This is a genomic window from Arenibacterium sp. CAU 1754, from assembly GCF_054482635.1.
Genome location: NZ_JBTLRG010000005.1, coordinates 299,480 through 323,008 on the forward strand (window position 1 = coordinate 299,480; position 23,529 = coordinate 323,008).

Sequence of the window (23,529 nt, forward strand, 5' to 3'; positions counted from 1 at the left end):
CCACTGACCCATTGCCTTGATCGATTCCCTTTCCCATTGTGACCCCAACAATCGGGAAAGGGATCCAATGTATACCGTCCACCATCTGAACAACTCGCGCTCTCAGCGTGTTCTCTGGCTGCTTGAGGAACTTGGCGTTCCTTATGAGCTGAAAAAATACCAGCGCGACGCCACGACCAACCTTGCCCCGCCCGAACTGCTGGCGGTGCATCCGCTGGGTAAGTCCCCGATGATCGAGGACAAGGGCCGCATTATCACTGAAAGCGGTGCCATCGTTGAATATCTCTGCGCGCGGCACGGGCCCCATATGATCCCGGCGGTGGATACGGATAATTTCATCACCCATAGCGAGCTGATGCATTTCGCCGAAGGCTCGGCGATGACACCGATCCTTCTGGCCCTCTATACCGGTCGCCTGGGCGATGCCGCAGCGCCGTTGCAGCCGCGCATTCAGCAGCAACTCGCCAGCCACTTTGCCTATATGGAACAAATGCTGCGCCCTTCGGGGCACTTCGTTCTGGACGATCTGTCGGCGGTCGACATCATGCTCAGTTTTCCGGCCGAGATCGCCATCAAACAGGGCCACGGCGCGCAATTGCCCAAGCTGGCGAAATTCGTCGAATCTATCCACGCGCGTCCGGCCTATCAGCGGGCGCTGGAACAGGGCGGCGATTACACCTTTGCCTGAACGGCGCTGCGCCTGCGTTCACGGTGGGCGATATAGAGGCTGGCGGAAAAGATCACGCCAGCCCCGATAAAGGTGAAATGATCCGGGATTTCGGCAAAGAAATACGCGGCCAGAAGCGACGTCCAGATCAGTTTCAGAAAGTCGAAGGGTAACACGGCGGTGGGGTCGGTCTCTTTCAGGGACTGGCTCAGCGCCACCTGCGCGACCGAACCGGTGAACCCGATGAATACCAGCCAGCCCCAGGCGCCAAGGCTGGGCGCCTGCCAGACCCAGATCGCCGGGCCGATGGAAAAGAAACACAGGAAAATGCCCATCCACGCCACGATGGCCACGCTGGAATCGGTGCGCGACAGAACCTTGATCACGATCATCGCCACCGCCCAAAGCGCTGCGGCGCACAAGGCCATCAACGCCCCCGGCTCGACCGTGGCAAGGCCGGGCCGCAGGATGATCAGCATGCCGATGAACCCGGCCGCAATCGCGGCCCAGCGTTGAATGCGGAACTTTTCGCCCAGAACCAGAACGCTCAGCGCCGCGGCAAAGATAGGCGCGGTAAAACTGAGCGCCGTGACCTTGGCCAGCGGCGTGATCGATACCGAAGTAAAGAACAACATCATTGCCGCGATGTTGATCAGCCCGCGCAACGCATGCAGGCCGGGCCGGGATGTGCGCATCTGGGCAAATCCACCCTGCGCCAGCACCGGCACCAGAAAGGCCAGCCCGAACAGGTTGCGGAAAAACACGATCTGCAACGGGTGCAATTCAGCCGAAACATGGCGCACGCTGGCATGCATGATGGCAAAGCCGATGGTCGAAATTACCATGAAAACAGCGCCCCTTACTACCGGCGGCTGACGCTGCCAGAGCTGAGCGAGCAGGTGGGGCGATGATCCCGTTTGCATGGGGGGCCTTGACACATGGGTTGCTTTGTTAACGATCATAGGTCGGCGCCTCGGATCACGCCAGCGATCATTCGCAGGGGCTGGCCCGATGACCCGCCCCCGGACCTGCTTGCGTTTCGCGACGCGTGCCATAAGGTCCGGCGCAAATGAGACGCTAACCGAAGTTGTGAGATGATTGAAATCAATCCGCCTTTCCCCGAAAACCCGCCGACGCAAACCGTGGTCGACATGGTGCGCCGGGCGGCCCGCATCGATCCTGAAAAAGAGGCCGTGATCTGTGGCGATCAACGGCTTAGCTGGGCGCAGTTTGACGCCCGTATCAATCAGGTCGCCAATGCCCTGCTGGCGCGCGGGATCGGCAAGGGCGACAATATCGCCATCCTGTCCCCAAATTCGATCCCCTACGGCGAACTGTTCATGGGCATCCTGCGTGCCGGGGCCTGTGTGACGCCGCTCTCGACCATGGCCTCGCCCGATGCATTGCAGAAAATGCTGGTGGATTGCGGGGCGCGGGCGATTTTCCTGGCGCAGCAATACAAAGGCCTCACCGATCCGTTCCTGGCCGACCTGACCCTGCAGAAATTCGCGATCGATTTTGCGGACCCGGCGTTCGAGGATTACGAAACCGCTGTCTCAGCCGCCGATGATTCTGACCCGCACATCCCGATCGACATGGGCGATGCGTTCAACCTGATCTATTCCTCGGGCACCACCGGAACGCCCAAGGGCATCGTGCACAGTCACGCCATGCGCGCCGCCCAGATGGATCGGGTCACCGCCAACGGCTATGACGACAACGCCCGGACGCTGCTTTCGACACCGCTCTATTCAAACACGACAATCGTGGCGTTCCTGCCCACGCTGGTGGGCGGATCGACCGTGGTCCTGATGCCCAAATTCGACGCGCACGCTTATCTGGAACTGGTGCAAAAGGAACGGATTACCCACACGATGCTGGTCCCCGTTCAGTACAAACGCATCATGGACGTGCCCGATTTCGACAGCTTCGATCTCAGCTCCATGCGGGTTAAATTCTCGACCTCGGCGCCGCTGCGGGCGGACGTCAAGGCCGACGTGCTGGCACGCTTTCCCGGCAAGCTAGCCGAATACTATGGCCTGACCGAGGGCGGCGGCGTGACCGTTCTGATCGCCGATGAACACCCCGACAAACTGCATACCGTGGGCCAGCCCGCGCCGAACTGCGATATCCGCCTGATTGACGAGCAGGGTAACGAGGTCCCGCAGGGCACGGTTGGCGAAATCGTCGGGCGCAGTCCGACCATGATGTCCGGGTATTTCGGTCGCGACGATCTGACGGCCGATTACATCTGGCGCGACGACCGGGGGCGGGCCTATTTCCGCTCGGGCGACATGGGCAGTTTTGACGAGGACGGGTTCCTTGTCCTGTCCGACCGAAAGAAGGACATGATCATCTCCGGCGGGCTGAACATCTATGCCAACGATCTGGAATTGGTCCTGCTGGCCGACCCGGATGTGACCGATGCCGCCGTGATCGGTGTGCCGTCCGATGCCTGGGGGGAAACGCCGGTGGGCCTGGTGGTGCTGCGCGACGGGGCCACCCGCAGCAGCGATGACATTCGCGACCGGGCCAATGCCACCCTGGGCAAAAGCCAGCGCCTGTCGGACGTGGAAATCCGCGATCACCTGCCGCGCAGTTCGATTGGGAAAATCCTGAAACGTGAATTGCGCGCGCCCTACTGGGAAAACACCGCCTGATGACGGGCGGGGGCGCAATCGGCATTCTGGGCGGCGGTCTCATCGGGATGAGCTGGGCCAGTCTGTTTCTGGCCCATGGCGCCGATGTCATTGTTGTGGACCCGCAACCAGGGGCGGCCGACACCGTGCAAACCTTCGTGGCCGAGGCTTGGCCGCATCTGTCGGCGCTTGGCCTGACCAAATCGGACAGCCCGAAACAGGCACAGGTCAGCCCCGACATGGCCGCATTGGCCGGTGTCACCTTCCTGCAGGAAAACGCCCCCGACCGGATCGACATCAAACGCACCCTGATCGGTGAGGTCGAACAGATCATCGGCGCGGATGTCGTCATCGCCTCCAGCACCTCCTCGCTCATGGCGAGTGACATTCAAAGCGGCGCGCATCATCCCGACCGTATCCTGGTCGCCCATCCGATGAACCCGCCCCATATGGTTCCGATGGTCGAACTGGTCGCCGGGCGTCAGACTACGCCTGAAACCGTTGACCGGGCCGAGGCGTTCTATCTGTCGATGAACCGCGTCCCGATCCGGGTCAGGAAAGAGGTGCCCGGCCATCTGGCCAACCGCCTGACGGCCGCGCTCTATCGTGAGGCGGTGCACCTGGCCGCCGAAGGCATCGCCGAGGTGGCAGACATCGACAAGGCCATCGCCTATGGTCCGGGCATGCGCTGGGCCCTGATGGGGCCGCACCTGACCTATCACCTGGGCGGGGGCGCGGGCGGGTATCGTCATTACCTTGACCATCTGGGTCCAACGCAAGAGGCCCGGTGGCATTCACTGGGTCACCCGGCGCTGAGCGAACAGGTCAAGGATATGCTCGTCAGCGGCGTCGAGGATGAACTGGCGACACAGGACGAAACGACACTGGTCCAACGCCGGGACGCGGCCCTTGTGGAAATAGCTTCAATCAAACGAAAATACGGCCTCTGATCGGGGCGAAACACGAAAAGGAACCACGTCATGAACGGAGCCGAAAGCCTTGTGCGCAGCCTGATCGCCAGCGGGGTCGACACCTGTTTCACCAACCCCGGCACATCGGAAATGCATTTCGTTGCAGCACTTGATCACGTGGCGGGCATGCGATCGGTCCTAGCCCTGTTCGAGGGCGTCGCCACGGGGGCGGCGGACGGGTATTACCGCATGGCACGCAAACCGGCCTGCACCCTGCTGCATCTTGGCCCCGGCCTCGCCAACGGGATTGCAAACCTGCACAACGCGAAAAAGGCCGGTTCGGGCGTGGTCAACATTGTCGGCGAACATGCCGAAACCCACGTGGAACTGGACGCGCCGCTGATGGCCGACATTCAGGGGCTGGCACGCCCGGTGTCCCATTGGGTCCACACCTCCAAAAGCGCCGCGGATGTTGGCGCCGATGGCGCCAGCGCGGTGCAGGAGGCGCTGACCGCGCCGGGCCATATCTCAACCCTGATCCTGCCCAGCGATACCGCCTGGACCGAAGGCGGTTCGGTGCACGAGGCAAACCCGCCCCCCGCGCGCGCCGTCATCGACGGTCAGAAACTGGATCAGGCCGCGCAGGCGCTGGACGGTCCCGATACCCTGTTGCTGCTGGGGGGCGAGGCGCTGACCTCCGGCAACCTGGAACTGGCGGGCAGGATCGCCGCAAAAACCGGCTGTGCGCTGTTGTCCGAATGGGCCAATGCGCGTTGCGAACGCGGGGCGGGACGGGTGATCGTCAACCGCGTCCCCTATCCGATTGATGCCGCCCTTGAGGTGCTGAAAAAGTTCCGCAAGATCGTTCTGGTCGGCGCGCGTGCGCCCATCGGGTTCTTTGCCTATCCGGGCAAACCCGCGGTACTGACCGCCGAAGGCACCGAGATCATCGAGCTGGCCAACTGGCATGCGGATCTCGACGAGGCGCTGGAAACCCTGTGCCAGACACTCGGCGCGCGCGATATCGCCCCGGCCCATGTGGCCGATCGGATCGACACGCCGGTGCCCAGCGGGCCGACCGATGCCAAGACCATCGCCGCGGCGCTGGCCGCGACCATTCCAGAACACGCCATCGTGGTCGATGAATCCATCACCACCGGGCGTGCGTTCTTTCCCGCCACCAAGGGCGCGCCGCGCCATACCTGGCTGAACAATTGCGGCGGCTCGATCGGCTACAGCCTGCCGGTGGCGATTGGCGCGGCGATTGCCTGCCCGGATCGCAAGGTTCTGGCCCTGACCGGGGATGGCAGCGCGATGTACACGCCGCAATCGCTCTGGACCATGGCGCGCGAGGGGCTGGATATTACCATCCTGATCCTTGCCAACAACAGCTATCAGATCCTGCGCGGGGAACTGACCAACGTGGGCGTCGGCAACCCGGGTCCGCGTGCCATCGACATGCTGTCGCTGGACCGCCCGACCATTGACTGGGTCGCCATGGCCCGCGGCATGGGCGTCGAATCCTGCCGCGTGGACGAGGCAGGCGATCTGACCAAGGCGATTGAAACCGGTCTGGAAACGCCAGGGCCTTTCCTGATCGAAGTGGCGGTTTAACCAGCGGCGTCCGGCCCGGCTTTTCAGCCCGGGCCGGACGGTTTGCCCATGCTGCGTTCAGAACCGCCAGTAGCCACCGTCGATCTGCAACAGTTGCCCGGTGTGATAGCTGGACGCATCGCTCAGAAGATAGGCCGCGATCCCGCCGAAATCTTCGGGCTTGCCCCAGCGCCGCGCCGGAATGCGCTTGCCTGCGGCCTGAGCGAATTTCTCATCATTCATGGCGTTCTCGGTCATGTCGGTGGCAATCCACCCCGGCAGGATCGCATTCGCGGTGATGCCATAGCGCGCAAATTCCACCGCCAGTGCAAAGGTCATCGCATTCAGCGCGCCTTTCGAGGCGGCGTAATGTTCACTGCGCGCGGCCCCCGAAATCGACGCGAGGCTGGACATCGCCACCAGCCGCCCGCCCGGATCACCGGCCTCGGCCCGCTCGACCATGTGGCGCAGCGCCGCCTGATAGGTGTGATAGACCCCGTCGAGGTTCACCGACAAAACGCGGGTCCATTCCTCGGGCGTGATCTCCAGGAACGACCGCGCGCCGCGCCCTGAGACGCCCGCATTGGCATAACAGCCATCCACCCGGCCAAACCGCTCCAGCGTGGCGGCCATCATTGCATCCACCTGCGTGCGGTTGGACACGTCACAGACAAAGGCCTCGGCCTCGACCCCGTGCACGCGCAGCTGTTCCACGGCGGCGGCGTTCTTGTCGGCATTGGTGCCCCAGATCGCCACATTTGCCCCGGCGGCGGCCATGGCATCGGCCATGCCCAGCCCGATGCCGCCATTGCCGCCCGTGACCAGGGCCACCTTTCCCGTCAGATCAAATGCAGGTTTTGTCATCTCTTATACCCTTTGGTTATTCTGCCGCCCCTTGGCGGTCGTTCAATTCGCTCATGGCCCCCGCCGCGATTTCAAAGGACCGCTTGCGCGCCCCATGATCATGAATCTGGCCGTTGAAAATGATTTCGTCCGGGGCATGGCGCGCGATCAACGTCTCAAGCCCCGCGCGCACGCTGTCCTGATTGCCTTGCACGGAAACGCTCAGCGCCTGATTGACCATGCGCAGCATCGCCGGATCTACGGCGGCCGCAATGTCATCGACCGGCGCGGGCAGGGGGCCGGGCTGTCCGCTGCGCAGCCGGGCAAACCCCAGTTGCATCGACGATTTCAACCGCACCGCTGTTGCATCGTCCTCGGCCCCGAACACGTTGACCGCCAGCATGAAATAGGGCCGCTTCAGCACCGCCGAGGGTTTGAAGTGATCTCGATAGACACCCGTCGCCTGTTCCAGCGCGGCAGGTGCGAAATGCGACGCAAAAGCATAGGGCAGGCCCAGTTGCGCGGCCAGTTCCGCGCCATAGAGGCTGGACCCCAGAATATAGACCGGCACATGCGTGCCCTCTCCGGGAATGGCGCGCACCGGCTGGCCCGGTGTGGGATCGCCCAAAAGCCCCATCAACTCGACCACATCCCGCGGAAAATTGTCCTGCACGCCCATGTTGCGGCGCAGCGCATAGGCCGTGCCGCCATCCGTTCCCGGCGCGCGCCCAAGGCCCAGATCGATCCGGTCGCCATAAAGTGTCGCCAGCGTGCCGAACTGTTCGGCAATGACCAGGGGCGAATGATTGGGCAGCATGACACCCCCCGATCCGACCCGGATACGCGAGGTGCCCGCCGCCACATGCCCGATCACGACCGAGGTTGCCGCACTGGCGATCCCGGGCATGTTGTGATGTTCGGCCAGCCAATAGCGGGTGAACCCCAGCGCCTCGGCGTGGCGCGCCAAATCCAGCGTATTGGCCAGCGACTGTGCCGCGTTCCCGCCTTCGACAATGGGCGACAGATCCAGAACGGAAAACTTGATCATGAGGCCGTCCCCCTCCCCAAGGGTATGCGTTGCTTCACAACTTAACAGTCTTGTTCGCCGCTGCGAAAGGGGCTTGGCAAAGAACTTTGCGTCAAGCGGCTGGCGGGCATGGGATCGCCCGCAGCAAGAGTTTCAGGGGCCGGATTGCAGAATAATCGGCAACCGGCTTCACGCACGTCTTGACCTTCCCCTAACTGGAAGCCCTATGTACACGTGGAAGCCATCATTCCGGGCGACTGACAATGACCGAACGTTCCCATCTCACCCTTCAGATCGAGGGTATGCACTGCGGCGGATGCGCCGCGCGGGTGCAAAAGGCGCTGGGCGCAGTCAGCGGCGTGGCCGAGGCCTCGGTCAATCTGGCCGCTGAGTCCGCCGTGCTGCACTGGGCCGATGCGCCCAACCCGCAAGCGGCTGTCACGGCCCTTGAAACCGCGGGCTACAAGGCCCGCACGCAGGATATCGTCCTGAACGTCACCGGCATGTCCTGTGCGTCCTGCGTGGGGCGCGTGGACAAGGCGCTTGCCGCCGTACCGGGGGTGACGGAGGTGGCCGTCAACCTGGCCACCGAAACCGCCCGCGTCACCGTTCTGGCCGGTCAGGTGCGCCCCGGCGATCTGATCGCGGCGGCAGCCAATGCCGGCTATCCCGCCACGCTGCGCGAGGCGGGGCAGGGCGATGACATGGGCGCGCGCAAGGATGCTGAGGCCCGCACATTGGCCCGCAAGACCCTGATCGCCGCGGTGCTGGCCCTGCCGCTGTTCATCCTTGAAATGGGCGGCCACATGATCCCCGCCTTTCATCACTGGGTGCATCTGACCATTGGCCAGCAATCCAGCTGGATATTCCAGTTCGTGCTGACCTCGCTTGTGCTGATCGGGCCGGGGCGGCATTTCTTTACCCAAGGGGTCGCAGCGCTGGCGCGCCGTGCGCCAGACATGAACAGCCTTGTCGCCATGGGCAGCGGCGCGGCCTATCTGTTCTCGGTCGTGGCCACGTTCTTCCCCGCGCTCCTCCCCCAGGGCACCCGCGCGGTCTATTTCGAGGCGGCGGCGGTCATCGTCGTTCTGATCCTGCTGGGCCGCTGGCTTGAGGCGCGCGCCAAGGGCCGCACCGGTCAGGCCATCCGCGCCCTTCTGGACCTGCGCGTGCCCACGGCCCAGGTGCTGCGCGGCGACGACTTTGTCGAAACCGATGCCAGCGACATCCTGCGGGGCGACACGGTTCTTGTGCGCCCCGGCGACCGCATCCCGGTGGATGGCGTCGTCACCACCGGGGAAAGCTGGGTGGATGAAAGCATGATCACCGGAGAACCCGTTCCCGCGGCCAAGATCAAGGGCGCCGAGGTCACCGGCGGCACCGTCAACGGGCAGGGTGCCCTGCAATTCCGCGCCACGCGCGTCGGCGCGGATACCACGCTCGCCCGGATCATCCAGATGGTCGAGGACGCACAGGCCGCGCGCCTGCCCATTCAGGGGCTGGTGGACCGCATCACCCTGTGGTTCGTGCCCGCTGTCATGGCGACGGCCTTTGTGACGGTGGTGATCTGGCTCATCATCGGCCCCGATCCCGCGCTGGGCTTTGCCCTTGTCGCGGGGGTGTCTGTCCTGATCATCGCCTGCCCCTGTGCCATGGGGTTGGCCACACCCACGTCGATCATGGTGGGCACCGGGCGGGCGGCGGAAATGGGCGTTCTGTTCCGCAAGGGCGATGCGCTGCAACGGTTGGAACAGGTCGATATCATCGCCTTTGACAAGACCGGCACCCTGACCCAGGGGCGCCCCGAACTGACCGACATGGTTCTGGCCGACGGTCTGGACCGGGACGCGGTTCTGACCGCGATCGCCGCGGTCGAGCGCCAGTCCGAACACCCCATCGCCCAGGCCCTGGTGCGCGCGGCGGCAGACCTGCCGTCCCCCAAGGCAAGCGATTTCACCTCGGTCACCGGTTATGGTGCCTCGGCCAGCGTGAACGGGCAAACCGTTCTGATCGGGGCCGACCGGCTGATGCAGCGCGAAGGCGTTGACATGGGCGACCTCGCCGCAACCGGAAAGCGGCTGGCCGATGCGGGCAAGACCCCGCTTTATGCGGCCATCGACGGTCAGATTGCCGCTGTCATCGCCGTGTCGGATCCGATCAAACCCACCTCGAAGCAGGCGATTGCCGCACTCAGGGCGCGGGGGCTGAAACTGGCCATGATCACCGGCGACAATGCTGCCACCGCGCAGGTCATCGCCGAGGAACTGGGCATCGATCATGTCGTGGGCGAGGTTCTGCCCGACGGCAAGGTCGACGCGCTGAAACAGCTTGCAACCGGGGGGCAGGCGCTTGCCTTTGTCGGCGACGGCATCAACGACGCCCCCGCATTGGCGGCGGCGGATGTGGGCATCGCCATCGGCACCGGCACCGATGTGGCGATTGAGGCGGGCGATGTGGTGCTCATGTCCGGTGACCTTCTGGCCGTGGTCAGCGCCTTTGAAATTTCGCACCGCACGATGCAGAATATCCGGCAGAACCTGTTCTGGGCCTTTGCTTACAACACGGCGCTCATCCCGGTGGCCGCGGGGCTTCTTTATCCGCTCACGGGCCTGCTGCTCTCACCGGTTCTGGCTGCCGGGGCCATGGCCTTGTCCAGCGTCTTTGTTCTGACCAACGCGCTGCGCCTGCGCCGGGTGCGCTCCAGCGTTCAGGCCGCGTAACACAGGAGTTGAGACTATGAACATCGGTGACGTGTCCCGCCGTTCTGGCCTGCCGGCCAAGACCATCCGCTATTACGAGGATATCGGCCTGATCGAGCCCAAACGCGGTGCAAACGGCTATCGGGCCTTCGACGAGACCGACCTGCATAAACTGGCCTTTCTGGGCCGTGCCAGATCACTCGGCTTTTCGATCGAAGACTGCCGTGGCCTTTTGGCGCTTTACGCAGACCGCAGCCGCGCCAGCGCCGAGGTCAAGGCCATCGCGCAAGAACACCTTGCGCGGATCGAGGGCAAGCTGAAAGAACTCGAAGAAATGCGGGTCACCCTATCCGACCTTGTCCACAAATGCGCCGGGGACAACCGGCCCGACTGTCCCATTCTGGCCGATCTGGCGTCGCCACACTGATAGGATCAGCCCCGCATCAGCGCCTCGAACGCCGCCCGGCGGGTGTCGTCGATGGCAACGGGGCGGTGCGTGTCCCGCCCCACATAGACATGCACGAAGAACCCCTCGGCCGAGGCTGCGTCCTCGTCATTGCGGAACAATCCAACCTCGAACCGGATTGAACTGCCGCCCAACTTGGCCACCCGCAACCCGGCCGTGACCACATCGGGAAACGCCATTTCGCCGAAATACCGGCACCCTGTTTCCACCACCAGCCCGTAGGAGGTGCTGTTCATCGGGTCCAGCAGCCCTTTTGAGATCAGCCAGCCGTTCACGGCCGTGTCGAACAGCGAATAATGGACGACATTGTTCATGTGGCCATACATGTCATTGTCCATCCACCGGGTCTGGATGGGATAGAAATCAACATAGTCGGCCCGCGTGCCGGGCGCCTGCCGGTCCGCCATTTACCAGGCTGCCGAATAGATGTTGAACGCGTCTTGTTCGCTCACGTCGCGGGGGTTGTTGACCAACAGGCGGGTCTGCAACATGGCATCCGACGCCATCTTGCCAATAGCCTCCTTGGGAATCTCCATCTCGCGCAGTTTGGTCTGCATGCCCAGCCTCGACGACAGATCGGCCAGGGCCTCGATAAAGGCGGCACAGCGGGCCTGAGTGCCTTCGACCTGCGCGAGATGCGGAAAGGCATCCGCCGCGATCTCGGCATAAAGCGGCGCTGCCTCGGGCGCGTTGAACCGCAGCACATGCGGCAGGACCAGCGCATTGGAAAGCCCGTGTGGTACATGAAACGTGCCCCCGATGGGATAGGCCAGCGCATGCACCGCCGCCACCGGCGAATTGGCAAAGGCCTGACCGGCCAGCATCGACCCCAGCAGCATCGCGCCGCGTGCCGCCTTGTCGTGGCCATTGAACACGGCGGTTTCGATATTGGCCCCCAACAGGCGCAAGGCCTCGCGCGCCAGCATTCTGGACAGCGGATTGTTGTTGGCGTTTTTCGACGCATAGGCCTCGATCGCATGCACCATCGCATCGACCCCGGTGGCGGCGGTAATCTCGGCAGGCAGGCCCAGGGTCAGATCCGCATCCAAAATGGCGATATCGGGCAGGATCACGGGCGAAGACACGCCGCGCTTTTCCTCGGCGCCCACGGTGATGATCGACACAGGCGTTACCTCGGACCCGGTCCCGGCTGTGGTCGGCACCAGAACCAGCGGCAGGCGCGGACCCTTGGCCTGGGCCACGCCCCATGCTTCGTCGAGGTCCTCGCCCGAGCCGAGCAACAACGCGGCCAGCTTGGCCACATCCAGCGAGGACCCGCCGCCAAAGCCGACAACCCCTGTGGCCCCGGCCGATTTTCCTGCCTCAACCGCCTGCATCAATGTTACGCGGGACGGATCGGCCTCGACGCTGTCAAACACCGCAACCGTGTGTCCCGCCGACTCCAGCGCCGCAACCGCCGGATCGCACAGCCCGAGCGCGCGCAACCCCGGATCGGTCACGAACAGGCACACAGGTCCCAGAAGCGCGCCTGCCACCTCGGCCAGCCGCGCCGCCGCGCCGGGTTCAAAAACAAGGGATTTCGTAGTGTTGAATGTGAAGGGCGTCATGATCTGGTCCTGAAATTATCTGTTGCGAGGGTCCCGGCGCACCCGTGGCCTGACACCGGAAATGGCCGCATGCCCCGAACCGGAGGGCGCCCATAGCAAGGGATCAGATGCCGCAAATTGTGCATGGCAGAATTCCGTTTCGCAGTGTGCCTGCCGTGGTTTTAGCCATCCATAGCGCGAATTGCCAGACAGGGTGCCGCGCGTCACTCGGTCCCGCGTTCGACGATCTTACTGCCGTCGCGGATGTTTTCGGACGGGTGGGTGATGACTTTGTCGCCCACGGTCAGCCCGGACAACACCTGTGCATCCGTCGAATTGCGCCGACCCAGTTCGATCTGCCGCAGCCGCGCCAGATCGCCTTCGGCGACGAACACGGCCCAGGCGTTGCCGGTGCGGAACACCGCGCTCAGCGGCACCATGGTCACATCATCGCTTTCCCATTCGACAATGCGCAGGAACACGGAAAACCCGTCGCCCAGTTCCGCGCGCTCTTCGACCGGGGTGATCAGTTCGAACACCACATCGACGCGCTGTTCCTCAATCCCCAGGGCGGACACCTTGGTGTATGCGGCCGGTTCGATCTTCGAAACCCGCGCCTCAAGCAATTCGCTCCCGCCCCAGCGTTCGACCGTGGCGCGCGCACCGGGCGACAGCCGCACCGCATCGCTCGACAACAGGTCGGCGACGATCTCCAGATCGTTGGGCTGACCGATCGACAACAGCCGCGCCCCGGCCATGACCGGGCGTTCGCTGATCATGTCGATGTCCAGAACCTGACCGTCGACCGGCGCCTTGATCTGCACGCAGCAGGATTCACCCCCGGCATCGCGATCCACCGAGGGTTCGATCAGTGCCGCACGCGCCCTGTCGAGTGCGCTTTTGGTCATTTCCAGGTTCGAAATAGCTGCGGTTTCAGCCGCCCGCTTGATCCCCAGAAGCTGCGTGGCGTCCTCCAGCTGGGTTTGTGCCGTGACACCGCGTTCAACCAGAGATTTGACGCGGGTGTATTGGCTTTCGGCATAGGCCAGCTCTTCTTCGACCTGCCGCATCTGGCTGCGCGCCACATAAAGGGCGGACTCGGCCTCGCGCACGGCGGCCTCGGCCTGGATGCGGGTGCGCGCGTCGAGCAGGTTCGAGGAGGCCGGCTCGACAACCGCCACAACCGTTTCATCGGCCAAAACCGGATCGCCCACACGCACCGGCGACCGCTGCGCGATCCCGGTGATGGGGGCGGCGACCTCGTAAACCTCGCTGATGCGGGTCTTGCCGTCGGCATTGATCGTCACCTGCATCGGACCGTGCCCGATTTCATAGAGATCGACGGGGATCGGATCGGTGCGAAATGCCACGAAGGCGAGCGTGGCAAAAACCAGCGCACTAAGGCCGACAAAAAAGACTGTTCGCGCTTTCAAGTGCATCAGTTACTCCCGCGTTTTCATAACCTGTACAAGATCGAGCCGGTCCAGACGGCGCCTGACGATCAGGGACGACGCCAGAGCCGAGCCCAGAACGATCAGGCTGGCCCAGGCAAAGCTGGACGGTTTCAGAACCAGAGGTACCGAATAAAGATCACTGGTTGACGCCTCTGACAATACGGCTGCGATCAGCGCCCCCAGCGCCCATCCCAGCGGCTGCGCCAAAATCGCCAGCAACATGGATTCGCCCATCAGGATGAACGACACCTCGCCCCGGGTGAACCCGAGGATCCGCAGGCTGGCCAGTTCGCGCGCCCGTTCCGACAATTGAATGCGCGCCCCGTTATAGGCCACCCCAACCGTGATCAGCACCGCCACAACCACATAGATCGTCGTGGTCATGATCAGGTTTTCCCGGATCGTTTCCTGAAACGAGCGCCGCATTTCGCTCAGCATGATCAACCCGCTCAGTTTGGGGGTTTCTTTCAGCGTCCTGTGCAAGTCGGGCAGGTGCTGGTCATCCAGCAAAAGGTTCGCAATGGTGATTTGGGGCGCCTGCCGCAACAGCCGGTTCAGGGTTTCATAATCCATGTAGGCGCCCAGGCCCACGTATTGCGGCACGATCCCTGCGACCGGCAGGAAAAACGTCTCGTTCCGCCCGCCCAGAAATTCAATCTCGATCATGTCACCGGGGCGGACATCGAGATGCTCGGCAAGACGTTCTGACAGAACGATGCTGTCTGCCGGGGGGACCACCACGCGCCCGTCATTGTCGATCACGCGCGCCAGATCGCTGCTGGGGCGGCGCGCATCGATGCCGACGTCCTTTTCCAGATGCCCGTTGCGCAACACCGCGCTTTGCATCTGGAACGCTTCGGCCTTGAGAACGCCGGGCAGGTTTCGCACCGATTCCAGCGCGGTTTCGGGGATGTCGGGCTGAAACATCAGCATCGCATCCTGCCGGTTGGACTGGTGAAACGTCGTGTCCATGATCTTGTCCAGCGAATCCGAGAAAAAGCTGGACGCGACAAGGATGGCAACAGCAAGCGACAGGCCCAGCGATGTCAGGGCCGACCGGAGCGGCCAGCGCAGCAGGCTGCGAAAGATCATCAGCATCAGCTGCGAGATATGCATCGCGGTCATCAGCCGGTCCAGGAAGGTGCGCTTGAACCGGGGCGGCACCGGCGGCGACATCGCCACGGCGGGGGGCATGCGCGCGGCGTGCAAGGCACTGCGCGCGGCACCGGCAGCCGCGCTCAGAACCGCCAGAACAGCCGAGATCGCGTAGGCATCATAAGACACCCGGTAGATCAGGTAGGGGAAATCGAAGAACTGCGCATATAGCCGGGCCAGCGCCCGAGACAGCCACGTGCCCGCGCCCCATCCGATCATCGTGCCGACCACCGCGATCAGGCCGGCCAGCAACAGGTAATGCACGCAAACCTCGACATCGGAATAGCCGATCGCCTTGAGCAACCCGATCTCGCTGCGCTCAAGCGCGATGATCCGGCCGATGACCATGCTGACAAGAAAGGCGGTGATGCCGAAAAAGATCGGTGGCAGGACAATCGCCATCGTGCGCAACTGCGCGATTTCGGAATCGACGAAACTGTGGGAAATCTGCGTGTCGCGCCCATGCGCGGCCAGCCCGCCAAAGGGGGCCAGAATATCGTCTAGCGCCCGGATGATCGCCTGTTCATTGGTGCGCGGGTCAAGTTTCACCGTGACATCGTTAAAGGCCCCCACCATGTCGAATGCGGCCGCCATGGTGCGTTCCGGCATCCATAGAATGCCATAGGTCTTGTTGTCGGGCATCATCGCGCCCGGCCCGATGGTATAGATGAACTCGGGCGACAACAGCATGCCGGTCAGGGTCAACTCGCGTTTCTGCCCCTCGAGGTTGGCCGAAAACCGGTCCCCAATCTGCAACCTGTTGGCAATGGCAAAGGGTTCGTTGACCGCAACCTCGTTGGTGGCGAAGGGGTCGGGCAAACGGCCTTTGCGGACAATCGGCAGGTTCAGACGGGGCTGTCCTGTTTCCGGAAGGGACAGTATCCTCCCGGTCACGGTTTCCTGCCGATGGGGGATATCCACGATCACATGTTTGACGATCCGCGCTTCGGCAGCCCGCACTCCATCCAGCGCCTGAATTTCCTGCAGCACACCGTTGGGCACACGATTGGCCTGGGCAAAGACGTCGGCAAAGCGGTTCCGCTCGTAATAGGCGTCGCGCGTATCCTCAAGCGCCCCGTACATGCCAAAGGTTGCCAGCAGGATCGCAACGCCGCACGCCAGAACCATCGCGATGGCCAGCGCCTGAAGCCAGAGGCGCTGAAAGTCACGAAACAGTTTCTTGTCCAGCGCGTCCATGCCACCCCTCACCAGCTGATGTCCGCAGGCGCAAGCCGCGTGTCATTGGTTTCCACCTTGTTGATCTTTCCGTCCTGAAACCAGATCACCCGATGGGCCATTTTGCGGATCGCCGCATTGTGAGTGATGACGGCGGTGGTGGTGCCCAGCCGGTCATTGATCTCCTTCAGCGCCTGCAGAACCTGAATGCCGGTCTTGCTGTCCAATGCGCCGGTCGGTTCGTCGCACAGCAACACCTCGGGACGCTTGGCAATGGCACGGGCGATGGCGACGCGCTGTTGCTCGCCCCCCGACATTTCGGCCGGGAAATGATCCATCCGCGGGGTCAGCCCCACCTGGTCCAGCGCCTCTTCCGGGGACATCGGGTTGCGCGCCACATCCGTGACCAGCTGCACGTTTTCGCGTGCTGTCAGGCTGGGCACCAGATTATAGAACTGGAACACGAACCCGACATGGTCGCGCCGGTACCGGGTCAACCCCCGGTCATTCAGCTGGGTCAGTTCCAGATCGCGGAACCACACGCGCCCATCCGTCGGATGATCCAGCCCGCCGAGAATGTTCAAAAGGGTGGATTTGCCGCTGCCCGACGGACCCAGCAACACGGCCAGTTCGCCCGCGTAAAGTTCAAGATCGACACCGGCCAGCGCGTGAACCTTCAGTTCACCGGTGTCATAGACCTTGGTCACCCCTTCGGTTCTGAACACCGTTTCGGACATAGCTATTCCTTTGCGCCAGACTGGGTTTTACCCGGGGAGCGACCATCGATATGGCTCAACTGTCGTCCCCTCCGGACGCGGCGGACCGGGTCAGGATCACGGGGCAGCGTGCAACATCCACCAATCGAGCGACAGGGGGCAGATCGGGCTGATCCATGGCCGCGATGACCGCGGCAGGGGCCATCCGGTCCAGCGCGGACAACAGCGCCCCGGTCCCGGTGTATCCAATGATTTGCGGTGCGCTCAGGCCGTATTCGGCAAGGCGGTTTCGCGCCTCGGCCTCGTGGCCTTCGCGCACGAAAACGCTCAGCGATTTTCCCAGCCTCCGGCTGAGGGCCGCGCCGATACGGGCAGGGCTCTTCACGATGCCGTCGTCCCCCAGGATCAAGACCAGATCGCCGCCATCGCGTATGGTGCGCCGATAGCCAAAGACAATCAGATCGCCCGCTGCGGCCGTCTGTTCCACCACATGGGTCAGCCGCCCTTCGGTTGCGCGGAACGCGGACCCCAAAGCGGCGGCCTTGGCGCAGCGCAGCAACTGCGCCTCGAACTGGCGCGCATCGGCGCGAAACGCGGCCAGCATCGATGCGGGGTTGAGGCTCACGGACCGCGCGCCGGAAAACGAAATCGCCAGAGCCTGCGGATTGGTCATCGCATCCGCAATCGCCTCGTCCTGTACCAGCAGCCCGTGCAATTCGGCATTCATCTGCTTGGCCAGCTCGACGGCAAGGCTCAGCGCCGATTGCGCATCGGCAAAACAAGTGGCCCCCAGGATCACGCGGGTGCGGGTGGACTGTGTGGGCGCCGTCATTTCTTGTCTCCGTTGGCGTTGTTGCCCTTGCCAAAGGATTTGCGAATTTCGGCAAAGCCATTCAGCTTGTTCTCGACCTTGCGGTTGACGCTGCCAGCGGGAAACTGGCCATCGGCCCCACGCACGCCTGCTGCCTGACCGGTCAGAACCTCGATCCCGTCCTCGATCCGGCGCATCGGGATGATCCGGAATTTTCCCTGTTCGACCGCATCGATCACCCGCTTGCGCAGCGACAGGTTGCGAATGTTGGCCGCCGGGATCAGAACCCCCTGCCGCCCGGTCAGACCGCGGGCTTCGCAGACGTCGAAGAAGCCTTCGATCTTCTGACTGGCCCCGCCGATGGCCTGAATGTCACCGAACTGGTTCACCGATCCGGTGATCGCCAGCGACTGGTCGATCGGCACTTCTGCGAGCGACGAAATCAGCGAAATCAGCTCGGCGGCCGAGGCGCTGTCGCCATCCACCCCGCCATAGCTTTGTTCGAACACAAGGCTCGCCCACAGCGACATCGGCGCAGCAGTGGCATAGGTCGCGGCGAGATACCCCTGCAGGATCAGCATCCCCTTGGAATGGATCGGCCCGCCCAGTTCGATCTCACGCTCAATATCGATCACCTTGCCCGATCCGGGGCGCGTGCGCGCGGTCAGGCGCGACGGGCGGCCAAACATGTAGCCGCCGACCTGAAGCACCGTCAGCGCGTTGATCTGTCCGACCCGCTCCCCTTCCGTATCAATCAGGATCTTGTCGCGGGTTATCGCCTCCTGACCCAGTTCGCGGACACGGCTGGCGCGGCGTTCGCGCTCGGAAATCGCGCGATCCACATCCGCGGCGCCCATCACGTCGCTCTTGCGGTCTTCGGCCCAGAAATCCGCCTCGCGCAGGATATCCGACAACCGGTCGACATTCAGGCTCAGTCGTTCGCCATCGCCAGTCATGCGCACGCTTTCGTGAAACAGCGACTCCATTGCGGCGCTGTCCATTGCGCGCAGCCCGGCGTTACGCGCCACCGTCGCGATCATCTGTGCATATCCCTTGGCGGACCCGTCGCCCAGCGTCAGATGGTCGTTGAAATCGGCCTCCAGCTTGAACAGATGCTGGAAATCGGGGTCCAGCGCGGACAGTAGGTAATAATGCAGCCGCTCCCCGATCAGAACCACCCGCAGGTCCAGCGGCACCGGGTCCGGATCCAGCGACACGGTCGAAATCAGGCTCAGCCGCTCGCCGGGCGAATAGATGGAAATCGCCTTGGTCCGCAGGCACCGTTTCAGCGCGTCCCAGGCCATCGGCTCGGTCAGAACCTGACGCACGTCCAGGATGAGATACCCGCCATTGGCCCGATGCAGCGCACCTGGTTTGATCATGGTGAAATTGGTCACCAGCGCGCCCATTTCCGAGGCATATTCCACCCGGCCGATCAGGTTGGATAGGATCGGCAGATCTTCTTCCACCACCGGGGCGCCTTTTTCGTGCTCGTCATAGGCGACCATCACGTTGACCGCGTAGCGCTGAAATTGCGGCAGTTCATAGTGTTTGCTGGTCGCCACAGGGAACGGCCCGGCCTCGGCCCCATCGGCCTGTAGCAGGAACAGTTCGGCGTTCTCGATCAGATCCTTGCGGACAATCTCAAGATAGGCCTGCACATCCTCGAGATCGGGAAAGGCGGCTTTCACGGTGCCGATTGCTTCGTCCACACCGCCGCTGGCCAGTTCATAGTTCAGTTCCTCGATCTGGCGGCGATGTTCCTTTTCGCGGCCGGGGACCGATTTCAAAAGTTCGGACAGGCTTTTCTGGGTGGCCTGCATCGCGGCTTCCAGTTCTTTGCGCTCTGCTTCGGTCAGGGCTTCGTATTGTTCCTTTTTCAGAACTTCCCCATCGCGGATCCCGGCAAAGGTGAACCCCATCGGGGTGCGCAGGATGGCGACGTTGCTTTTCTGGGCCTGTTCGAACACCTCGCCCATCGCGGCCTCATGCTCGTCTGCGAAAACCTGATCGATGGCGCGTCGGCGCGTCTGGTAATCCTCGGATTCGAACAGGGCAGGGATGTCATTGGCCAGTTCGTCGATCAGCCCCTCCATCGCCTTGCGGAACAGGGTTGCCACCCCGGCGGGCAGCCTTATGGCGCACGGTTTGTGCGGGGCGTCAAAGTTATTCACATAGACCCAGTCACTTGCCGGCTCTTTTTTGGCGGCGTTCTCGGACAGGATCGACCGCGCAACCGAGTGGCGACCGCTGCCCGGCGTGCCCAGAACGAAAACGTGAAAATCACTGTGCCCAATCGCGGCCCCCATCCGGATCGCATCCACGGCGCGATCCTGCCCCAGCCAGCCCTTGAATTCCGGCAGCGACGCGGTGGTCTCAAACCCGAAATCCTTGGCGGAAATTGGCGAACACAGCTGAGCTGGCTGCAAAGGCTCGGGTCCGATCGTGTCTGGCATCTTGTTCTCCACTAAGGTTCGTTCGCGAACACGTCGATTTGAACACTATGTTCTTATCCGCGATCCCCATATGACAAGGATCAATGTTTCAGGCACTTTTGGGCACCCGCAAGGGGGCTGTCCGTCTGCTACCTTGGTCGGATGTGCGACACCCGCGCAAACCTCCTACCATCCGGCCAATGCGCAGACTTGTTTTTCTTATCCTTGCCCTGTGGGCTTGTGTTTTCAATCCCTTTCCGGGGCAGGCCGAAACACTGAACCGTGACCAGATTGCCGAACTGGTGGCGCCTCCGTTTTCACTGGGAAAGCGGCTGGGTGGCAATGGCGTGTACCAGTTGCAGAACTCTGGCGGCGCAGCGGCGGGGTATGTGTTTGAAACCGAACCGCTGGCTCCATTGCCGGGGTTTTCCGGGGCGGCGATAAACGTGCTGGTCACCCTTGATCTGGAGGGACGGTTTCTGGACGTGAAACTGGTCAATCACAACGAACCCATCTTTGTCTCCGGTCTGGGCGAGGCCCCGTTTCACAAGTTTTTCGAACAATACCGCGGCCATTCCATTTCGTCCTCGATCGTGGTCGGAACGCCCTATGGCGACGCGGGCGAAGGATCGTCGCTGGTCTATCTCGATGGGGTGACCAAGGCGACCGCATCGGTCCGTATCGCCCATGAATCGGTTATGGGGGCGGCACTGGCCGTGGCGCGCGAAAAGATGCAGGGCATTCAAACCAGCCCACCGGCCTATCCTTCGCCCGATTACGATGAAACACTTACTTGGGAGGACCTGATCAAGCAGGGCCTTGCCGTGCGCAAAACCGTCACCAACGGCGAAATCGACGCCGCCTTTGTCGGAACCCTCTGGGCCGATGACGACCCCGAGGCGCGCGATGATCCTGGTGGCCTCTACCTCGATCTGTGGATAGTGGACCTTGGCCCGCAGTCGGTTGCCCGCGCGGTTCTGGATGATGACACGCTCGAAGAACTGCAACAGTTCATGCAGATTTCCACCACCGACGAACCCATCCTGCTGATCGAAACCGCGCGTCACGGTCTGGTCAGCGATGCCTTTGTGCGCAACACCGCGCCCGACTGGATTTCGGCGGAGCAGGACGGGCTGCCCGTGGCCCTGCGCGACGCCGATCTGCTGGTCGAATTGCGCCCCGAGGTGCCCGAGGGTACCGCCATGATCCTGCGCACCGACCGCCGCCTTGGGTTCAACCCGCTGCGCGAATGGCAGTTAAACGTCGCCGCCGTGCGGGAACACGGGATGTTCCAACCCGAATCCGGCAGCATCGAACTGTCCGCCACCTATCAGGCCGCGCCCCGGTTCTTCATTCAGCCCGGCAAGGTGGAATCCCTGCCACCCTGGCGCGAGGCGCTGCGCAATCGCAAGGGCGACCTGATCGTTCTAGGCATCGTGCTGACTGCGCTGCTGGCGGCCTTGTCGCTGGGCATGCACCGCCTTGCCGGGATGGCCGCCTTTACCCCCGTCCGCCTTACCATCCTGGCCGGAGTCCTGGGGTTCATCGGCTGGTGGGGGCAGGGACAATTGTCCATCGTGACCGTCCTGGGCACGATCCGCACCCTGTGGGAGGGCGGAAGTTTCGCCTATCTCGTCTATGATCCGTTTTCGCTTGCCATCTGGGGCGTGACGATCCTCGGGTTCGTGCTCTGGGGCCGGGGGCTGTTCTGCGGCTGGCTCTGTCCCTTTGGCGCGCTTCAGGAATTCGCCCACCATCTTGGCAAAGGTTTGCGCTTGTCTCAGATCGACCCCTCGGCCCGCTGGGACGCGCGGCTGAAATGGGTCAAATACATTGCGCTGGGCGGGCTGGTCGCGACCGTGTTCATCGCCCCCGATCACATCGATACCGCAGCCGAGATCGAACCCTTCAAGACCGCCATCACCGTATTCTTCGTGCGCGAGTGGTATTACGTCGTCTACGCCGGTCTGTGGCTGGGCATGGGCCTGTTCCTGTTCAAGGGCTTTTGCCGCTATGTCTGCCCGCTGGGGGCCTTCATGGCGCTGGGCGGGCTGCTACGGGGGCGCGACTGGATCGAAAGACGCGCCGAATGCGGATCACCCTGTCAGCTTTGCCGCGTGAAATGCAAATACAAGGCCATCAAACCCAGCGGCAAGATCGTCTATGACGAATGTTTCCAATGCCTTGATTGCGTGACGATCCACGACGATCCGGCCCAATGCGTGCCGCTGGTGCTGGCCGCGCGCGAACGCACCCGCAAAAAGGTGGCCGCATGATTTCCCGACGCCGTTTTCTGACCATCTCCGCCGCCGCTGCTGTTACGGGATCCGGGGCGGGGGCCAACCCCCCTGTGCGGTGGCGCGGTCATGCCCTGGGGGCCGAGGCGACATTGACCATCGACGCCCCCGAAAGTCAGGCGCGCGCTGCTCTCAGGCTTGTACAAAACGAACTTCGGCAGGCTGAAACGCTGTATAATCTGTATGCTCCAGCCTCATTCTTGTCGAAACTCAACCGCGACGGCGTGTTGACAAAGGCGCCGCAAGACTTCGTTGACCTGCTGCAACTCTGCGACCGCGTCCACCACGGCACTGACGGCCGGTTCGACCCCACCGTACAACCCCTCTGGCGCGCATTGGCCGAGGGGCGGGACATCGCGGGGGCCGGTGCCTCCGTCGGCTGGTCCCGTGTCCGGATTGGCGGGGAGCTGGTGCAGCTGGCCGCCGGTCAGGCCCTCACTCTCAATGGCATTGCACAGGGTCACGTCACCGACCGCATCACCACCCGCCTGCGGCAGGCAGGATTGCGTCAGGTGCTTGTCAATATTGGCGAATATGCCGCCATCGGTCAGGGCTGGACCCTCGGGATCGCTGATCCGGCGCATGGTCTCGTGCGCCAGATCACGCTCTCCGATCAGGCCGTCGCCACCTCCAGCCCCGCGGCTTTGCACCTAGGCGCGGACCAGTCCCATATCCTGGATCCACAGGGGCAGGGCACGCCGCTCTGGTCCACGGTCAGCGTCCAGGCCGACAGCGCCGCGCTGGCGGATGCCGCCTCGACCGCTTTCTGCCTGATGGAGGCGCAGGACATACGCGCCGCACTGCCTCGGCTAGAGGGGCTGAGAGAAATTCTTTTGGTTCAGGCAGATGGTCAGCTTCGCAAGATAACCGCCTGACAAATCGCGATAAGTTGCAAAAAATGGCCCCGCGAAAGCGGGGCCTGAGGTGGGGAGGAAAGTATCCGTCCGGAACGTGGGCCCCGGTTTATTGTGCCGCGGCCACGGCGCGTTTTGTCATGACGTTGCAGATGTGCGCGCGGTAGTCTGCGGTACCGTGGAGGTCTGCGATCATGCCGTTTGCGGGCAGGGTGAGGCCGGTGAGCGCGTCGGGGGAG

At 63.1% G+C, this 23,529-nt stretch carries 18 protein-coding genes; 8 read left to right on the forward strand and 10 right to left on the reverse strand.

The genetic code is table 11. The features are described 5' to 3' along the window. Positions 1 to 67: 67 nt before the first annotated feature. On the forward strand, positions 68 to 688 hold the full coding sequence (locus ACXYMO_RS18010; protein ID WP_458880131.1) for a glutathione S-transferase family protein: 621 nt from the start codon (positions 68 to 70) through the stop codon (positions 686 to 688). Here the strand turns inward: ACXYMO_RS18010 and ACXYMO_RS18015 are convergent. Beyond that, entirely contained in the window at positions 673 to 1,722 is a 1,050-nt protein-coding gene (locus ACXYMO_RS18015) for a DMT family transporter (RefSeq protein ID WP_458880132.1), read from the reverse strand. The two genes, ACXYMO_RS18010 and ACXYMO_RS18015, sit on opposite strands and share 16 nt — an antisense overlap. A gap of 39 nt (positions 1,723 to 1,761) precedes the next feature. On the opposite strand from ACXYMO_RS18015, the gene ACXYMO_RS18020 reads away from it, so the two are divergent. The 3 genes from ACXYMO_RS18020 to ACXYMO_RS18030 are packed head-to-tail and all read left to right on the forward strand — an operon-like array spanning position 1,762 to position 5,831. Next, positions 1,762 to 3,327 carry a class I adenylate-forming enzyme family protein gene (locus tag ACXYMO_RS18020; protein WP_458880133.1) on the forward strand — a complete coding sequence of 522 codons (1,566 nt, stop codon included), beginning with the start codon at positions 1,762 to 1,764 and terminating at the stop codon, positions 3,325 to 3,327. Further along, positions 3,327 to 4,256 (forward strand): 3-hydroxyacyl-CoA dehydrogenase NAD-binding domain-containing protein, encoded by a 930-nt coding sequence (locus ACXYMO_RS18025; protein WP_458880134.1) that lies wholly within the window; start codon positions 3,327 to 3,329, stop codon positions 4,254 to 4,256. The genes ACXYMO_RS18020 and ACXYMO_RS18025 overlap by 1 nt, the downstream gene beginning before the upstream one ends. Before the next feature lie 30 nt (positions 4,257 to 4,286). Further along, positions 4,287 to 5,831: an acetolactate synthase large subunit gene (locus ACXYMO_RS18030; protein ID WP_458880135.1), complete on the forward strand. Its 1,545-nt coding sequence runs from the start codon at positions 4,287 to 4,289 to the stop codon at positions 5,829 to 5,831. A gap of 57 nt (positions 5,832 to 5,888) precedes the next feature. Here ACXYMO_RS18030 and ACXYMO_RS18035 read toward each other — a convergent pair whose 3' ends face one another. Together ACXYMO_RS18035 and ACXYMO_RS18040 are read right to left on the reverse strand one after the other, a co-directional pair. Next, positions 5,889 to 6,674 (reverse strand): SDR family NAD(P)-dependent oxidoreductase, encoded by a 786-nt coding sequence (locus ACXYMO_RS18035; protein ID WP_458880136.1) that lies wholly within the window; start codon positions 6,672 to 6,674, stop codon positions 5,889 to 5,891. A 16-nt stretch (positions 6,675 to 6,690) separates the two neighbouring features. Next, positions 6,691 to 7,701, reverse strand: a complete 1,011-nt coding sequence (locus ACXYMO_RS18040; RefSeq protein ID WP_458880137.1) for an LLM class flavin-dependent oxidoreductase — start codon at positions 7,699 to 7,701, stop codon at positions 6,691 to 6,693. Positions 7,702 to 7,943: 242 nt separating this feature from the next. On the opposite strand from ACXYMO_RS18040, the gene ACXYMO_RS18045 reads away from it, so the two are divergent. Together ACXYMO_RS18045 and cueR are read left to right on the forward strand one after the other, a co-directional pair. Further along, positions 7,944 to 10,400, forward strand: coding sequence for a heavy metal translocating P-type ATPase (locus ACXYMO_RS18045; protein ID WP_458880138.1), 2,457 nt, complete (start codon positions 7,944 to 7,946; stop codon positions 10,398 to 10,400). A 16-nt stretch (positions 10,401 to 10,416) separates the two neighbouring features. Next, the gene (gene cueR, locus ACXYMO_RS18050; RefSeq protein WP_458880139.1) at positions 10,417 to 10,806 is read left to right on the forward strand and encodes a Cu(I)-responsive transcriptional regulator; all 390 of its coding nucleotides are present in this window, start codon (positions 10,417 to 10,419) and stop codon (positions 10,804 to 10,806) included. Positions 10,807 to 10,811: 5 nt separating this feature from the next. Here the strand turns inward: cueR and ACXYMO_RS18055 are convergent, their stop codons facing one another. The 7 genes from ACXYMO_RS18055 to ACXYMO_RS18085 form a co-directional block, all read right to left on the reverse strand. Then, a complete protein-coding gene (locus tag ACXYMO_RS18055) occupies positions 10,812 to 11,252 on the reverse strand; it encodes an acyl-CoA thioesterase (protein WP_458880140.1) in 441 nt (146 codons plus the stop codon). After that, the gene (locus ACXYMO_RS18060; RefSeq protein ID WP_458880141.1) at positions 11,253 to 12,413 is read right to left on the reverse strand and encodes an iron-containing alcohol dehydrogenase; all 1,161 of its coding nucleotides are present in this window, start codon (positions 12,411 to 12,413) and stop codon (positions 11,253 to 11,255) included. A 203-nt stretch (positions 12,414 to 12,616) separates the two neighbouring features. Then, positions 12,617 to 13,831 (reverse strand): efflux RND transporter periplasmic adaptor subunit, encoded by a 1,215-nt coding sequence (locus ACXYMO_RS18065; protein WP_458880142.1) that lies wholly within the window; start codon positions 13,829 to 13,831, stop codon positions 12,617 to 12,619. Between the two features lie 3 nt (positions 13,832 to 13,834). After that, positions 13,835 to 16,198 (reverse strand): ABC transporter permease, encoded by a 2,364-nt coding sequence (locus ACXYMO_RS18070; RefSeq protein ID WP_458880143.1) that lies wholly within the window; start codon positions 16,196 to 16,198, stop codon positions 13,835 to 13,837. 8 nt (positions 16,199 to 16,206) lie between these two features. Beyond that, positions 16,207 to 16,914, reverse strand: a complete 708-nt coding sequence (locus ACXYMO_RS18075) for an ABC transporter ATP-binding protein (RefSeq protein ID WP_458880144.1) — start codon at positions 16,912 to 16,914, stop codon at positions 16,207 to 16,209. A gap of 55 nt (positions 16,915 to 16,969) precedes the next feature. After that, positions 16,970 to 17,725, reverse strand: a complete 756-nt coding sequence (locus tag ACXYMO_RS18080; protein ID WP_458880145.1) for a hypothetical protein — start codon at positions 17,723 to 17,725, stop codon at positions 16,970 to 16,972. Beyond that, on the reverse strand, positions 17,722 to 20,160 hold the full coding sequence (locus ACXYMO_RS18085) for a Lon protease family protein (protein WP_458880146.1): 2,439 nt from the start codon (positions 20,158 to 20,160) through the stop codon (positions 17,722 to 17,724). Before ACXYMO_RS18085 ends, ACXYMO_RS18080 begins: the two co-directional genes overlap by 4 nt. 179 nt (positions 20,161 to 20,339) lie before the next feature. Here ACXYMO_RS18085 and ACXYMO_RS18090 point away from each other — a divergent pair, with 179 nt between their 5' ends. Both ACXYMO_RS18090 and ACXYMO_RS18095 read left to right on the forward strand, forming a co-directional pair. Then, positions 20,340 to 22,415: a 4Fe-4S binding protein gene (locus ACXYMO_RS18090; RefSeq protein ID WP_458880147.1), complete on the forward strand. Its 2,076-nt coding sequence runs from the start codon at positions 20,340 to 20,342 to the stop codon at positions 22,413 to 22,415. Further along, on the forward strand, positions 22,412 to 23,311 hold the full coding sequence (locus ACXYMO_RS18095) for an FAD:protein FMN transferase (protein WP_458880148.1): 900 nt from the start codon (positions 22,412 to 22,414) through the stop codon (positions 23,309 to 23,311). Before ACXYMO_RS18090 ends, ACXYMO_RS18095 begins: the two co-directional genes overlap by 4 nt. Positions 23,312 to 23,529: the final 218 nt, after the last annotated feature.